This is a genomic window from Epilithonimonas sp. UC225_85, from assembly GCF_042695135.1.
In the GTDB taxonomy this organism is placed as follows: Bacteria; Bacteroidota; Bacteroidia; order Flavobacteriales; family Weeksellaceae; genus Epilithonimonas.
This window is the reverse complement of the sequence record NZ_CP170547.1, coordinates 918,623-933,675: the sequence shown is the minus strand read 5'-3', so window position 1 is coordinate 933,675 and position 15,053 is coordinate 918,623. Positions and strand designations below refer to the sequence as shown.

The 15,053-nt window shown below is 33.5% G+C and carries 15 protein-coding genes; all 15 read right to left on the bottom strand.

Features of this window, described 5'->3' with window-relative positions:
- Positions 1-5: 5 nt before the first annotated feature.
- Genes ACFJGY_RS04510 through ACFJGY_RS04440 form a run of 15 tightly spaced genes read right to left on the bottom strand, consistent with a single transcriptional unit; the run spans position 6 to position 15,048 of the window.
- Positions 6-1,205 (bottom strand): glycosyltransferase, encoded by a 1,200-nt coding sequence (locus ACFJGY_RS04510; protein ID WP_379968539.1) that lies wholly within the window; start codon positions 1,203-1,205, stop codon positions 6-8.
- Positions 1,205-2,281, bottom strand: coding sequence for a glycosyltransferase family 4 protein (locus ACFJGY_RS04505; protein WP_379968537.1), 1,077 nt, complete (start codon positions 2,279-2,281; stop codon positions 1,205-1,207). Before ACFJGY_RS04505 ends, ACFJGY_RS04510 begins: the two co-directional genes overlap by 1 nt.
- Complete coding sequence (locus ACFJGY_RS04500) at positions 2,281-3,306, bottom strand: acyltransferase family protein (RefSeq protein ID WP_379968535.1); 1,026 nt, start codon at positions 3,304-3,306, stop codon at positions 2,281-2,283. The genes ACFJGY_RS04505 and ACFJGY_RS04500 overlap by 1 nt, the downstream gene beginning before the upstream one ends.
- 9 nt (positions 3,307-3,315) lie before the next feature.
- Positions 3,316-4,200, bottom strand: coding sequence for a glycosyltransferase family 2 protein (locus ACFJGY_RS04495; protein WP_379968533.1), 885 nt, complete (start codon positions 4,198-4,200; stop codon positions 3,316-3,318).
- Complete coding sequence (locus tag ACFJGY_RS04490) at positions 4,197-5,330, bottom strand: glycosyltransferase family 4 protein (RefSeq protein ID WP_379968531.1); 1,134 nt, start codon at positions 5,328-5,330, stop codon at positions 4,197-4,199. The genes ACFJGY_RS04495 and ACFJGY_RS04490 overlap by 4 nt, the downstream gene beginning before the upstream one ends.
- Positions 5,330-5,941: a CatB-related O-acetyltransferase gene (locus ACFJGY_RS04485; protein WP_379968529.1), complete on the bottom strand. Its 612-nt coding sequence runs from the start codon at positions 5,939-5,941 to the stop codon at positions 5,330-5,332. The genes ACFJGY_RS04490 and ACFJGY_RS04485 overlap by 1 nt, the downstream gene beginning before the upstream one ends.
- A gap of 15 nt (positions 5,942-5,956) precedes the next feature.
- Positions 5,957-6,820 (bottom strand): glycosyltransferase family 2 protein, encoded by an 864-nt coding sequence (locus ACFJGY_RS04480; protein ID WP_379968527.1) that lies wholly within the window; start codon positions 6,818-6,820, stop codon positions 5,957-5,959.
- A 28-nt stretch (positions 6,821-6,848) separates the two neighbouring features.
- Positions 6,849-7,793 (bottom strand): glycosyltransferase family 32 protein, encoded by a 945-nt coding sequence (locus tag ACFJGY_RS04475; protein ID WP_379968525.1) that lies wholly within the window; start codon positions 7,791-7,793, stop codon positions 6,849-6,851.
- A gap of 10 nt (positions 7,794-7,803) precedes the next feature.
- Positions 7,804-8,664, bottom strand: coding sequence for a glycosyltransferase family 2 protein (locus ACFJGY_RS04470; RefSeq protein WP_379968523.1), 861 nt, complete (start codon positions 8,662-8,664; stop codon positions 7,804-7,806).
- Positions 8,665-8,670: 6 nt separating this feature from the next.
- A complete protein-coding gene (locus tag ACFJGY_RS04465; RefSeq protein WP_379968521.1) occupies positions 8,671-9,600 on the bottom strand; it encodes a glycosyltransferase family 2 protein in 930 nt (309 codons plus the stop codon).
- Positions 9,600-10,718: a glycoside hydrolase family 99-like domain-containing protein gene (locus tag ACFJGY_RS04460; protein WP_379968519.1), complete on the bottom strand. Its 1,119-nt coding sequence runs from the start codon at positions 10,716-10,718 to the stop codon at positions 9,600-9,602. The genes ACFJGY_RS04465 and ACFJGY_RS04460 overlap by 1 nt, the downstream gene beginning before the upstream one ends.
- Before the next feature lie 10 nt (positions 10,719-10,728).
- A complete protein-coding gene (locus tag ACFJGY_RS04455) occupies positions 10,729-11,811 on the bottom strand; it encodes a glycoside hydrolase family 99-like domain-containing protein (RefSeq protein WP_379968517.1) in 1,083 nt (360 codons plus the stop codon).
- Entirely contained in the window at positions 11,808-12,965 is a 1,158-nt protein-coding gene (locus ACFJGY_RS04450) for a glycosyltransferase family 4 protein (protein ID WP_379968515.1), read from the bottom strand. Before ACFJGY_RS04450 ends, ACFJGY_RS04455 begins: the two co-directional genes overlap by 4 nt.
- Positions 12,966-13,673 (bottom strand): CatB-related O-acetyltransferase, encoded by a 708-nt coding sequence (locus ACFJGY_RS04445; protein WP_379968513.1) that lies wholly within the window; start codon positions 13,671-13,673, stop codon positions 12,966-12,968.
- Positions 13,642-15,048 carry a hypothetical protein gene (locus tag ACFJGY_RS04440; RefSeq protein WP_379968511.1) on the bottom strand — a complete coding sequence of 469 codons (1,407 nt, stop codon included), beginning with the start codon at positions 15,046-15,048 and terminating at the stop codon, positions 13,642-13,644. Before ACFJGY_RS04440 ends, ACFJGY_RS04445 begins: the two co-directional genes overlap by 32 nt.
- Positions 15,049-15,053: the final 5 nt, after the last annotated feature.

Genomic DNA, 15,053 nt, shown 5'->3' with positions numbered 1-15,053 from the left:
TTCTCTTATTTAATATATAAGTTTAATACTTCGTTCAGATTATACTTTTTCAGTAATTCACTTTTCTCATTCCCTCTTATTATCTTGTTATTGGTATCTTCCAATATAAAATTGAGTCCTTCTGCATATTTTTTATCATTTTCATTCATTTGGAAATCATTCGGAATCTGAAAATCAGAATTGTCAAATTTAGTTTTTATGATAAGACCTGCATCAGTAATAATGAAATTTTCCTTATCAACATTATTTTTCTGAATCATCATTTCGGAAATCCCATCTGTACAATTGGTTGTAATTACAGGAATATTGAGAACCATAGCTTCAACAATTACATTTGGTGTACCTTCATACAAAGAGGAAAGTGCCAGGCAATTTGCTTTTGCAAGATATTTATATGGATTTGATTTCCTTCCTAAGAAATATACACTGTCTTTAAGATTAAGGCCACGAATTAGTTTTTCAAGATAACTTTCCACTTCCTTGTCGCCATCTCCTACTAAAACTAAGCGGGCATCAGGATTTTTTCTTTTTATCAGACTAAAGGATTTGATTAATAGCCAGGGTGATTTTTGTAAACTTAAACGCCCCAAAAAAAGAATTACCTTTCCCTGGAAAATATTTTCTTCCTCAGCTGATAATAGTTCTTTAGAATTGTTTCCGATTAATTCATGATTGTGTGGATTATAGATTGTCTCAACATTTTTAAATGAATAATTAAGATTATCTAAAAGATCATTTTTAATCGCATGGCTTATCGCAACTACTCTATGAAAATTTTTATAGGTATTTTCTATAGACCATTTGAAGAACTTTGCTATTCCGTTCAGGTTTTTAAACTCAACACTTTTTACCGCATGTAAGCTTGCGATTTTAACTTCTTTGGTATAAGTAACAGCACTGAAAGAATTTGCCATATCTCCAAATGCTATTGAGTAGTCAATTTTATTTTTCTTAATATAATTTCTGATCAGGAATGGGATTTTTAAGTAAAAAAGGATTCTGTTTGACGCAGAATATTCTGAGAAATCTTTTCCTGACAAAATATATTCATCATCGCCAAAACTGATAATATCATTTGTAAGACCTATAATCTTAATAACCTTAACATTATATCCTTTTCTTTTGTAGCCATCGTAGAAAGTCACCGCCAGCCTTTCCATTCCGCCTACGCTTCCATAAGGTATTATTAATAATATATTCTTCATTACAATTTTTTAAAAAGCCCGTCCCATTGTTTTGCAATGAAGTCAGGATCATATCTTTTTACATTTTCTTTAGAATTGGATCCCATAACTTTTCTTAAGGATTCATTTTCTATAAGTTCCAGGATTTTATCTGCGAAGATATCAACATTATCTTTTTCTACAATAAAACCGTCCACATTATCTTTTATAATATCGGATGGTCCATAATTACAATCAAAACTAACACATGGAACACCACAGGCCATAGCCTCGATAAGAACCATTCCAAAGCCTTCGAACCGGGAAGACATCACATAAATAGAGCTGTCCAGATATTTTTCTTTAATGTTTTTCGCAGGTGGAAACCAAACGACACTTTCCGGCAAATCAGAAGTGTCTAAAAATTTTTTATTTTCTTTTCCATACAATTCCAAAGTCCAGTCGGGATATTTTGAATTTACTTTTTTCCAGGATTGCAACAAAAGATCCTGCCCTTTTTGGAAAGAAATCTTACCCACACAAATGACTTTTTTGGAATCCAGACTTGATGATTCTTTCGGATAAAAAGACAAGGGGTTAGGAAGAACTTCAAGATTTTTCAGAGATGTCCATTCTTTTTTATTGCCATCTGTCAACACAACAAATTTGCTGAAACTGTTTCCCAGAATTCCCATCAATGTCCATTTTATCTGCGTATTAACTTTCTGAACAAAAGACTGATTTGCATGAGTTTCCGCTAATTTTGAGACGTGTCTCTCGTAAATGATTTTGGCATCGGTTTTCAAAAATTTTGGAATAAAAAAACCTTTGAGACCATCATCGCAAACTGAGATTACATCAGGTTTTATTTCATCAGTTATTTTCTGAATACCATTTTTGTACGTCGAGATATATTGCAGCGGATTCCCTTTTACATCAATAGAATAAAATTTGATCCTGGAACTGAACTCATAAAATGGATTTTCATCGGCATGATTCAGCACCAAAATAGAAACTTCATAGCCATGATTTTCTGCCAGCAAAGAAGCTTTTACAGAAAGAACTCTCTCTAATCCGCCGGAGCCGTTGATGCCATTGGTTATATATAAAAGTTTCATCAGATTAATTTTTGGACTTTTTGATTAATGAAATTGATAACGTAAGAACAAAGGACGCAAATCAAAACCAATATGGAAAATATGACAATCGGATATTTGAAAGAGTAAATGAATTCCGGAAAAAAAATCATATAAAAAAACATATGAGTGAGCCAGATATTCGTAGAATGCGGCGTGAAAAAATCAATTCCTTTCTGAACATTCTCAGGCAAATTAAACTGACAATACAATAGGATAAATGCAAGGGCTGTAAAAGGTGCAATGATAAAATTCGGCACAAATGCATGAAAAATAACCAATATCACAATCATTATACAAATCACCAGATTTTTATATTTTACTTTTTGAAAGTATTTGGAAATGAAACTATTCCATTTATATTTTAATGCAAAAGCACCAAGCATCAGCTGAAATAAGGTGCAGAAATATAAAGCTCCATATTTTTGAAACCAATTCAATACCGGATTTGTAAACAGATTTGTTTTATAGATTCTAAAATAAAAACCTAATATGTAAAGACCAACTAATGCAATTAAAAATATAATCATATTTAGTTTTTCCAAAATAGAAAACCAGAATCCCGATGTCAATACAAATAAAACATAAACCGTAAAAAACCACCAGGCACCGTTGTATGAAGGATTAATTCCCAAAAAATTCAGGAAAAACTTTTCCCAGTAACCGGGATAGCCTTCGGATTTTAAAATCAATCCAATAATGACCGGAAATATGATTAAAATGATCCAATAATTAAGGTATAACTTTTTCAGTCTTACAAAATTGTCTTTTGCATAAACTGTTTTATTCTGCTGATATTTAAAGTACAATCCATAACCGCTGACAAAAGCAAAAACAGGAACGCAGGCATCACAAAACAACGAGAGATAATAAGAAAGCGGCTGTTTTCCTACAAACAATAATGGCTCAAAAAGTCCTTTGTAATTTTTGTTGAATAAATGAAGACACAGCATCATTAATATGCCTATAGACTTCAGCTGATTGGATTGTCTGACTGTGATTTCCAAAAGTATTTGTTATTTAATTAAGCTTTTAAATATCATTGTAAAATCTGAAAAATTTCTGGTTTTCAAAAATATTTTGAAATAATAAGACGCTCCCGACATTCTTATGCTTTTTTCTGTCGAGTTATAACTTGTAACCGCTATTTTTCTAAGGTCGCTGATTAGGAAACTGTTCCATTCTTTGTCAGAAAACTCATTTTTATATTGGCTTATCCAGGTTTTGATCTGCGAAATAGATGCTTTGGTTTTATCAACAGATTTTGATGTAATTCTATCTTCGGTATGCTCATACATAATGTGAAGCTGTTCCTGCAATGCAGCAAACTTATAGCCTTGTTTCAAAGCATTGATCATAAAAAAACGATCCTGAAATCTTGGAATATCAATAAAACCACCGAGTTCCAGAAACGAACCCCTTCTGACACAAAGCATTGGGGTGAAAAAATTGCCTCTCAGCACAAAGTTTTTGAAATCTCCGACTACAGGATAATTGCTGTCTGCTACGATTTCTTTCCCATGCTGATCGATTCTTTTGAAAGCAGCCAGACAGCCGTTGTATTCTGTATTTGACTCCAAAAAGTTGACCTGATGCTCGAGTTTGTTTGGTAAAAACTCGTCATCATCATCCAGAAAAAAAAGATATTCTCCCGATGCTATTTCTGCCCCTTTGTTTCTTGCAATACAGGCTCCCGAATTCTTCTCAAGCGGATGATATACAACCTGATTATTTTCCGGAATTATAGCTTCTGTCTGTTTTTGAAATCCTGTATTCACGCCGTTATCATCAATTATAATAACTTCAAAAGGAAAATTGGTCTTTTGATTCATGCAGCTTAAAATTGCTTTTTTAAAAAAAACAGGACGATGGTATGTGGTAATAATTATGCTCGCTTTCATTTTTTCACTTCATTAAATAAGTTAATCCATCTCGGCATAATCTCCTTCAAAGCGTAGTTTTTGGCAACCTCGTGGGCTTCTTTGCTTTTGACCTCTCGTAATGATTCATCTTTCATCAGTAATTCCAGTTGTTGTATGAATTGACTTTCGTTCCCGAAATCTATCAATACACCCCCTTTATCTTTTTCTAAAATATCACTTGGTCCGCAATAGCAATCATAGGCGATGACAGGCACACCCTGAGATAATGCTTCAATGATCACCATCGGTAATCCTTCTCCATTGGATGTCATTACAAATAACTGCGACTCGCTGTATTTTTCAGTAATCTGATTGGTTGTACCGTGCAGAATCAAATTTTTCAGGCTTAAATCACGGATGGATTTTTCATAATTTCTTCTGTAAGGTCCGTCTCCATAGATGTTCAGGGTCCATTCCGGAAACTTCTGTTCTAGCTTGCTCCAGATATTAATCAGTACAGAAAAACCTTTTCGGTCATCTGCCATACTTCCTACAGTAATGATATTTTTGGGTCTGTTCAGAATAGTTTCGGAAACAGGATGATCTGAAAACTCTACAACGTTGGGAATCACGGTCGTATTCGAAAAATCCTTCCAGCTCTGTTGATCCTTTTTTGTCAGGAGAACCAGCTTATCATAATTTTTGTAATGATATTCGTAGAATTTTCGTAGAATTTTCTTCTTGTATTTTTGACCAGAAGCAAGTTTGCTTTCTAAAAACTCAGATGCTTTTCTGGAAAAATGGTATTCTCTGATCTTTGGAATATCTTTGAGAATGTATGGAATGATGAAATCTTCATAACCTCTTTCCAGGACAATAATAACATCGGGATTTATTTTTTTGATCTCCTGCTCATAAATCTTCCTGAGTGTGAGAATATTCTGAAAAAAACCAATAAACTTGATCTTGCCCGTTAATTGACTGGTAATCTTGAGGTCCGTTATTTTTATCTTATCAGAAAGTGGATATGCCAATGCCTTATCGTGCTGATCTGATATCAATATTGTTACTTCGTGACCGTTTTCTGCAAAGTAAGATGCTTTGGAGGAAAGTACTTTTTCGGTGCCTCCCTTTGCTGAAAAAGACGCAATACAATATAAAATTCTCATTAATATTTATTTAAAAAATCATCTACTGATAAATAAAAATCTTTCTTATTTTTAGTTATTTCTTCCTCACTCCAGTTCCACCAGGCTATATCCAAAAGCTTTTTTATGACTTCATCAGAATATTTCATTTTTATAATTTTTGCTGGAACTCCTGCTGCGACGGCATAAGCCGGGACATCTTTGGTAACGACAGATCCTGCAGCCACAACTGCGCCGTTTCCGATCTCTACACCTGGTAAAACAACTGCATTCATCCCGATCCAGACATCGTTTTTAATTTCAATTCCTTTTTTCTGAACAAGTGATTCTTTGATTTTCAGTAATTCGGAATCGGTTGTCAGATTATTAATAAAAGGGTACGAAGTTACTGGTGACAATCCGTGGAAACCATCATCCATAATGAAATTGACGTTGTTTGCAATGGAACAATATTTTCCAATAATCAGTTTTTCATCTGACCAGCGCCAAACTTTTGCACCGTTGTCATAAGTGCCCGTTCCTTTTTCGGTAAACTTATCATCCTTAAGCAAAACATAATCTATTTTTCTTAAAAACTGATCGTAATTTACGCCCATTAACCGCCAAAAAAATCTTCGTAACTTTTTAATCATCTTCAGATCAATTGATTATTTATAATTGTTATATGAGTTCCTGATCAGGCGAAAATTCTTTGCCAGCTTTAATATATTTTTAAAATACAAATCCGGAATGTAACCAAACAATTTGTTCCTTTTGAATGCAAAAGAACCATTTGAAAAAACGGCTTTTGCAAAACTCTTCAGAAAATCACTTTTATCTGATTTTACCTGCACAACGGCATTTGCAAACAAATGAAGCTGTAAACGTTCCTTTGTCATTTTCCTCTCCTGACGGTCGTGAACAACTTTTGCATTTCTGATAATTCCTATTTTAAACCCTTTATTTTTAGCACGCAGACAAAGATCTATATCTTCTCCGTAAAAGAAAAAAACAGGGTCAAAACCCTTTATTTCTTCCAGACATTTCCGGGATATAAACAGAAATGCACCATTTATTAAATCTACATCTAAGATTGTATTAAAATTCTTTTTAAAAACCTTTCCCGCATATTTTTTGAATCCAAAATCCAGATTCTTTTCAGTTGAGTCCAAATGAACCGGAGACAGCAATCCATATTTTTGATACTTTGGATCCTGTAAAACCGGCAAGACATTATTCCAGAAATCCGGGAGTAGCCAGCCATCGTGATTGATCAAAAAAGCGTAATCATACAACTCTTTTTTTGCTATTTCGAAGCCGATATTATTTGCTTTTGCAAAACCCAGATTCTCGCCGGATTTTATTATTCTTACACCCGGGAAATTATTTTTTACAATATCCAAGGTGTTATCATTAGAACCATTGTCAATTACCAGAATATCACCCACAAATCCGTCCTGCAAAATAGAACTGATATTTTTATCAATCCATTTTTCAGAATTATATGTAATGATAATTGAGAGGATTTTCAAAACCACAGTTTATTGTTTATTAAATAATTTATTTTTTCTTCGATAAGTATTTTAAAGAAAATCTCATCAGCCTTTTCAACCTCAGCAAGTGTTTATTCGGAAAATCTTCTCTGCTTAATTTGAATAAAATCGAATCAAATTTATACAAACCTTTTTCTATATACATATCGCAGGCTAATCTGCCAGCATTGGTCAGTTTTATTAACTGAGGCAGCTTATCTGGTATTTTGCTTAGAAGCATCACATTCTGCATCACAGAAGGTTTTGTATGAAGATAATTAACATTATAGAAATGCGCGCCATCTTCTGACTTAATAAGATTAAGAATATAATCAGAAGATTTTCTCATTACAATAGCTGCAGAAACATATATCTTGAGATATCCCGGATCAGGTAATTTGCTATATACATCTGTATCAATATCTTCATACAAATAATCCGGAGTTTTATGGAAAATGATGTTCTTATATTCCTGAAGCCATTCTTTCATAAATTTATTTTCCGGAGAAGCTGCAAAAAACCAGCTTTCTACCATTGGAAAATCAGCATTTGACATATACCGTTCTGTATAAAAACCGATGAAATCGCAGCTGTTTTTTTTCTGTGTCTCTATTACCCAATCCAGATTATCTATTAAAAATACACTGGCATCAAGATAGATACCACCATAGCGATATACCAGTTCCAAACGGATAAGATCCGTTATATTAACAATATGCAGATTTTTTAAGTTGTTTCTGTTAAAATCGGGAAGGAAATTATTTATGGTTTTAAAATCAATAATATTAATTTCGAAGCCGGGATTTAATTCTTTTAATCTATTGATACAAAGCGCAACTGTCGGAGAATAAGTAGGCGAATCCCAAAAAAACCAGATTATTTTTGGAATTTCTTTTTTATTTTCTTTTCCCTCTCCCCAAATTACTGTCTTGGGAGAAGGTATAGTTTTTATATTTATTTTTTTTATCGACATTCTACAATGTTTATTTTTTTGTAGCCTTTTTTAAAATTGGCTTTATAACTTCTTTATTAAGAAAATTAAAATAGTTGTGATCAAATCCTGTTAGGAAAAGCATTTTGAAAATAAACCAAAGATTTATTTTTCCAAAACCATAATATAAAAGAGGGATTTTTAAAATTTCGCTTTCAGTTTTGGAAAGTCTATTATTTTTAATAAAGATGTTGTAAGAATCAAGTGCTTTTTCCTTTCTGGCTAGCGATATCCTGTCTACTCTGTCGCTCACATCAAAGTAATAAGTTGGTTCCGACAATTTTTTAGCCTTGCCTTTTGACAATAATCTGTACCAGCATTCGTAATCTTGCCAGACTTTTAAACTTGGTTCAAAACCGCCTATATCCCGAAGACTTTTGGTTTTGGTAAAAATCTGGTTATTAATAAAATTGAAATACAGCAGATCCTTTTGCTTTATATAAGTTTCAGGCTGTATGTTTTTTTCTGCTTCAACGTTGTCTATTACACTTATATTATCAGTACACAATCCAATGAGGTTATCATCCCATTCTTTGATAAAATTTGCCAGTCTGTTGGGAGCAAAATAATCATCGTCATCCAGACCGGTAATAAATTCGCCGGTTGCCGAAAAGATAGCGTCGTTTCTGGAAACGCAAGCACCTAAAGATTCCTGATGATGGATCGCTTTTATCTTTGGATTTTCTGTTGACAACTTGTCGAGATAATCTTTTGTTTCATCTGTGGAAGCATCATTTACAACAATCAATTCCCAATTGTTATAGGTCTGCTGCATTACAGAATCGATTGCTTTTTTAACTAAAACCAATCTGTTTTTTGTCGGAATATAAACTGTTACTTTTGCATTTTCCATTCAATATTAATGTTTAATATTCAAAAACTTATATTCGTCATTTGAGAGAGAAATTTTATTATTTTCCTCAATTTGATCTTTAAATTTAATAAGAACTTTTTTTTCCAACTGCATATCTTCCAGTATAGTTCCGCGTGAAAATATTTTTCTAACAATTATTTTAAATGATAATGTCTGTATTTTTTTTGCAATATCCTGTTTTTTTAACGGGTTAGAGTTGTTTAATAGTACTGATTTTGTTCTGTTAAATTCTTTATCTTTTAAAACACCGCCTTGTCTCTCTTCTCTATCGTGATATATGGACACTTTTGGATAGACACCTATTTTCAATTTACTGAATTTCAATCTATTAACATAATTATCATCTTCTCCGTAATGATAAAAAACAGGACTGAAACCGCCAATTACTCTCAGACTTTCTTTCGTGACCAGCCAAGCGGCTGCACATATAAAATCAGATTCATAAACTGTATCCTTTAATTTTTGCACTACAAAGTCCGAATACAGATTTTTACAGAAATTAGGAGTGATGTAATGAGAAAAATTATAATCCAAAGCGTCTCCTTTTCCGTTCAGATGGATTGGGCTTATGACAGCATATTGCGGATTTTTTTCTGATTGCAGAACCAATTTTTCTATCGTATCTGTATCAACTCTTGCATCCTGATTAAGGAGAAAAAAATACTTTCCACCAAGTTCCAGTGCTTTTTCAAACCCAATATTATTCGCCTTTCCGAATCCAAGATTTTCTTTGGAAATGATAAATTCTATCTGAGGATAATTTTTCTGTATAAACGCTACGCTCCCATCATTGGATCCGTTATCAATCGCAATGATCTGAACAGGAATGCTGGAATTAATAACCGAATCAAAACATTTCTGAATCCAGTTATTCCGCATCCCGTTGTAAATTACTATGATTGCAAATACCTTCATTATTCTGATTTTTTTACAGCATTTTTAAGTGCTTCCAAATACTGTAAACCCCATTTCTGGCAGGGTTCCAGATGATTACCTTCTGCCCACTCGTTCCAGGCGTTGATGAAAATAAAATTCTCTTCTGTGGAATAGGTTTTATATTTTTTCAGTTTTTCTACAATCCAGTGATAGAATAATTCTGGTGAGGCATTTTTAAATATTGTAGCATTATGTTTTCTTCGTGCGGCATTGTCCCAGGAAGGAGAAAAACCGGGAAATATTTTATAATCCTGATGGAAGTTTTTTATATCAAATTCTGTATAATTTTTGTAATCTATGATATGTTGAGAAGATTCCGGTTTTGGTTTGCTGAATGTTATTTTTAATTTATTAATAACTTTGGATGTAAAACCCGTCGGTTTATTTTTTTTATTTGCATTTTTAAATTTTACAAGTGACGGACTCAATGGCTGAAAATCTATCGCAGCATCAAATCCCAGATCCAAAACTTCCTGTCCGTTGGCTGTATTCCAGCGGTCCATTCTACAAATATAGAGTTCCAATCCTTCCTTTGCAGCTTCTTCTCTCCAGATTTTGATTGTCTCTTTTGCAGAAGGCAACTCATCCGACTTATAAATTACAAAAACCGGCTTCCCCTCTATTTTTATATACCTACTATCTTTGAAAATTGGTAATAAAAATTTGATGTGATCTCTGTCATCGTCGGAACTATATTTTTGGTCTATCAGGAGCTCTTTATCATTTCCGTCCCAGGCTCTGGACCAGTTTTCATTGGCCCAACACAGCATAAAAGGAAAATCCTCTTTTGGATTTTTCAGCATTCTGTCAATGGGTTCGTTCATCAGTCTTTTACCATTAAACCAGTAATGATAATAACAAAAACCATAAATCCCGAATTCTTTTGCCAATGCGATCTGTGCCAGTCTCGCTTCTTCCAGTCTAAGATCATAAAATCCCAGATCTGCAGGAAGATGCGGCTGATAATGACCTTCAAAAAGAGGTTGTGTTTTCGTGACATTTGTCCATTCCGTAAAGCCTTTTCCCCACCATTTATCATTTTCGGGAAAAGGGTGAAACTGAGGCAGATGTATTGCTATTGGTCTAATCTTAGTCATTTAATAAAAGTTATATCTTATTTAATACTTCTTTTAATTTATTCAAAAACTCAAATCCATATTTTACGTCGGGTTCTAGATAATTTCCCTCTGCCCATTCGTTCCATGCATTTATAAAAAGGAAATTTTCCTCAGGTTCTCTCTTTTGATCTAGTAAATATTTTATGTCTTTTTGCAAAAACTCTGCAAAGACTTCCGGATTCTTATCTTTGATTATAATTCCGTTTTCTCCTCTTCTGGCACTATTGTCCCAGCTGACAAACGAACATGGCAAATAATTATATTCATATGTTCTGTTCATCTTTTCCTTGGCTTTTTTATAGTCGTAAATTTTTAATTTATTACTGAAAATTCCCAACTCAAGATTTCTCTTCAGTTTTGTCATGCTGTTTTTATCATTAAAAGCCTGCCCCAATGATCCTAACTTCGGCTGGAAGTTCATAACAGCGTCAAATCCTTTTTCCAAAAGATTTTCATACCCTGCGTGCGAATTAGAAGCAACAAGAAACATATCTTCAAAACCATTTTCTTTAGCTACAGACCTGTAAATATCAATTACCTGATCCAGATCAGGGATCTGTATAGGTCTGTATATCATAAAGACGGGTTTGCCATCTACTTTTATATACCTGTCGTCTTTAAAAAATTTCTGTAGATAGATGGCGTGATTTTTATGATCTTCCAGGGAATAAGTTTGTTCTATGAGAATTTCTTTTTCTTCTCCCAACCATCTTCTGCTCCAGGTTTCATTTGCCCAGCAAAGCATAAACGGAAGATCTTCTTTCGGATTATTCAGTTTTCTGTCGACCGGTTCGTTCATAAGCTTTTCACCGTGAAACCAATAATGATAATAGCAGAAACCATAGATGCCATATTCTTTTGCCATTGCTTCCTGGGCTAGTCTTGCCTCTTCCAGTCTCAGATCATAGAAACCCAGGTCTGCCGGCAAATGTGGCTGATAATGTCCGCTGTAAAGAGGTTTTGCCTTTGTTACATTGGTCCATTCTGTAAAACCTCTTCCCCACCACTCATCATTTTTTGGGAATGGATGAAATTGCGGAAGATGTATTGCTATCGGGAGAATTTTATTCATTTTTTTTTATTTTTCAGGAAATCAAGAACAGATTCCGCATAGTTTTTTATACTGTAATTATCTTTTGCAAAAATAAACGCATTATCTGTAATATTCTTCCAAAGTATTTTATTATTAATTAACAATTCTAATTTATTGGCCAAAGATTCGCTTGTATGTTCGTAAACAAGACCGTTATAACTGTCTTTGATAATCTCAGGTATTGCTCCGGCATTATTGGCAACCACGGGAACATTCTCCAGCATTGCTTCTATAATTGTACGACCGAAACCCTCACTTCTGGAACAGTTGAGTAGTATTGAAATTCTATCATAAATTTCTTTCGGATTCTCATTAAAACCACAAAACTTAATATAACTGTTTATATCCCTATTATTTTCCAATAAAGATTTCAGTTGGGCTTCATAGACTCTGTCAGAGGCTTTCCCATAGATTTCCAACGTAGCTTTAATTCCTTTTTTATTAAGGATTTCTACAGCTTGTATGGCTTCGAGCTGGCCTTTACCTGGCATTATTGTCCCTAATATCCCAATGATTGGTTCATTTGGAATTTCTTTCATTGTGTGATTTACACTTTCTTCCACAAATCCGTTGTAGATCACTTTCGATTCTTTTTTCTTACTGTTTTTTATCCAATGATCTTGTAGTATTTTGGATATAAAAATAGTATTAGAATTTCTAACTTTTTTGAATTGTGACCTTACCGAAGGTAGATATTTGAGACGATAATCTGCCCATCCAAATTCTCTTATGTGCCATACAAAAGGTATTTTGAAAAGTTTTGAAATTTCATAACCAATTCCAACTACCGATGTATTGGTATAAATAACATCCGGTTGGAAATCATTTATAATATTTGAAATATTGACTATTGCAGCTTTTTCCTGCTTCAGATAATTGCGTCTCAGTTTTAAAATATATAAAAAGGACTGGTTTTTATATGGATAATCTGTTCTTGGAAAGGCGACGACTTTATAACTGATACCGGAAGTTGCAAAATGATCTTCCAAAATACCTTTGTAGGGAAGCAAAACCAAAACTTCTACTTCTGGATGATTTTTTTTCCAATAGTCCAGCAAGGTCAGGAGAGATTTGGTCGCGCCGTAAAGTGTAGAGTCGTGGGCGAAAATTAATATTTTAAATTTTTGTTCCATCTAATCCTGAATATTATTAATTTTTTCCAATGTCAAATCTCCGTAGAATAAATCCTTATTTCTTTTAATTTTATCTATATCCCAATTCCACCATTTTATTTCTAACAACTCTTTAATAATCTCGTCTTTAAATCTAAATTTAAGAACCTTGGCCGGTGTTCCTCCAACAATTGCATAAGCCGGAACATCATTTGTAACGACACTATTAGCCGCAATGATTGCTCCGTCACCAATCGTTACACCCGTCAAAATCACGGACTGAGTTCCAATCCAGACATCATTCCCAATTGTGATTCCGCCTTTTGAAACGGCATCTATACCATATTTTTCTCCAAAAATCCTGTATTTTATAAAATAGGTGGTGATGGACTGCATATCGTGGTTATGCTCCTGGATGGCTGTTCCTCTTGCGATAGAACAGAAATTGCCAATCGTGATCGGATGTTCTATGCTGTAAATCTCTGTTCCGGGACCATTGATGGTTGTATTATTCCCAACGGAAACGTTGCCGTCCAGTCGGGTTTTGTTGATAAGAGATCTTTTCCCAATTTTGATGTCTCCAAACAGCTCGCTAAACTGTACAGTTGTAGTGTCATCAATTATCGTAAGTTTGGGAACTTTGGAATCGATGATATTGGTTTTAATTTGTGAAGATTTACTTACATTAAACCCTAATTTATTCAGGATTTTTTTCAATACTTTTTTCATTTTGAAGTAATGTCTGATTTATATCTTCTAATTTTTCAATGTAACTGTAGGTTCCGTTTTCAATTTTATTCTGATAAGAATTGTATCCTTCTTCACCAAAGATAATGACTTTCTTTCCAAATTTCTCAGCTTCCAATGCCGTTCCCGAAAAGGAGGTCATCAGAACAGAAATCTCAGCAAAAAGATCATATAGTTCGAGTGTGTTTGCGTGCTCAACTATGACATTATTTCCCTTTTTTGATGCAAAATTTTGTAGCTGTATATTATCCTGCGGATATCTTGGGTGTAATCGGAAATACCATTTGCGATCCTTATCTTTATAAATAAAATCTTCTAAAAATTCCGGGATCCATTGTCCCTGCAAAGAGATCAGAACATTTTTGTCAATTCCTACATTTTTATCTAAAGACTTTTCTATTGATTTTTGTAAATACTTGTTCCCTACAACTTCAACTTCAGGGCTATATTCTTCGTCAGAAAAATTATTAATTATTAAGTCTTTATCAGTGTCTGCCCATACATAAAATGTTTGTGGGAAATGCATCTTAAGCGTTCCCGGGATTTCCCATTTTGCATAAGCAAAATGCGTATCGGTGATATTACTATGCTGATACTCTACTGTTGGAATTTTAAGTTCATTTGCCGCAAAGGACATTGCATTGGTGTCAGAATCATAATAACAATAGTAAAACAACTTCGAGGGATTTATAGTTTTCAGAAATTGTTCATAAGTCTTTAATTTTATCAGATATGAACCGAGTGTTGAAAAGTTATTACTATTAAGCTTATTAATTTCAATTCCTTTTTCTTTGCTTAAAAAATTGTTGATCAAGCTTGTATTTTCATAAGCCAGACTATGAAATTTATCTTTAAACTTTAAAGAATAATACTTCAGTAAAAGTTGTAAATAGGATTGTAATTCCGAATTATTATTGACAAGATCAAGATAAAGAATCTCTCCTTTTTTTGTCTCTTCTTCATAAAAAGGATGGAGATAAATATTGTATTTGCCTTCTTTAATATTGTGGTATTGATAACCTAAATATAATGTCTGGTCCTTCAGCTTATTTTTCAGCAGCTTGTGTTGCTGGTTTATTTTTAGGGCTAATAACAATTGTTTTACCCCATTTTTCAACTTTTGAATGAAAGAAGTTTTCGTTTTTTTTGGAGGACAGAGAACTGTTTTTTCATTCTCAACCTGAAGTTTACCGCTGTATATCAAATGGAAAAAATAACCAGTCTGGATTCTTATCAAAAACCAGGGATTGACAATGCCATCCAATGGTTTTAACTTGTTTTTGACACCATGAAAAAGATCTATCAGGACAGAAATATAATCTTTCCTGGAGCCGAATATGATTTTTTCTTTTGGCATTATGA

Excerpts from the sequence above, each read along its gene's own strand:
- ACFJGY_RS04510 (WP_379968539.1), bottom strand. The coding sequence starts at position 1,205 with ATGAAGAATATATTATTAATAATACCTTATGGAAGCGTAGGCGGAATG.
- ACFJGY_RS04505 (WP_379968537.1), bottom strand. The coding sequence starts at position 2,281 with ATGAAACTTTTATATATAACCAATGGCATCAACGGCTCCGGCGGATTA.
- ACFJGY_RS04495 (WP_379968533.1), bottom strand. The coding sequence starts at position 4,200 with ATGAAAGCGAGCATAATTATTACCACATACCATCGTCCTGTTTTTTTT.
- ACFJGY_RS04490 (WP_379968531.1), bottom strand. The coding sequence starts at position 5,330 with ATGAGAATTTTATATTGTATTGCGTCTTTTTCAGCAAAGGGAGGCACC.
- ACFJGY_RS04485 (WP_379968529.1), bottom strand. The coding sequence starts at position 5,941 with ATGATTAAAAAGTTACGAAGATTTTTTTGGCGGTTAATGGGCGTAAAT.
- ACFJGY_RS04475 (WP_379968525.1), bottom strand. The coding sequence starts at position 7,793 with ATGTCGATAAAAAAAATAAATATAAAAACTATACCTTCTCCCAAGACA.
- ACFJGY_RS04470 (WP_379968523.1), bottom strand. The coding sequence starts at position 8,664 with ATGGAAAATGCAAAAGTAACAGTTTATATTCCGACAAAAAACAGATTG.
- ACFJGY_RS04465 (WP_379968521.1), bottom strand. The coding sequence starts at position 9,600 with ATGAAGGTATTTGCAATCATAGTAATTTACAACGGGATGCGGAATAAC.
- ACFJGY_RS04460 (WP_379968519.1), bottom strand. The coding sequence starts at position 10,718 with ATGACTAAGATTAGACCAATAGCAATACATCTGCCTCAGTTTCACCCT.
- ACFJGY_RS04455 (WP_379968517.1), bottom strand. The coding sequence starts at position 11,811 with ATGAATAAAATTCTCCCGATAGCAATACATCTTCCGCAATTTCATCCA.
- ACFJGY_RS04450 (WP_379968515.1), bottom strand. The coding sequence starts at position 12,965 with ATGGAACAAAAATTTAAAATATTAATTTTCGCCCACGACTCTACACTT.
- ACFJGY_RS04445 (WP_379968513.1), bottom strand. The coding sequence starts at position 13,673 with ATGAAAAAAGTATTGAAAAAAATCCTGAATAAATTAGGGTTTAATGTA.
- ACFJGY_RS04440 (WP_379968511.1), bottom strand. The coding sequence starts at position 15,048 with ATGCCAAAAGAAAAAATCATATTCGGCTCCAGGAAAGATTATATTTCT.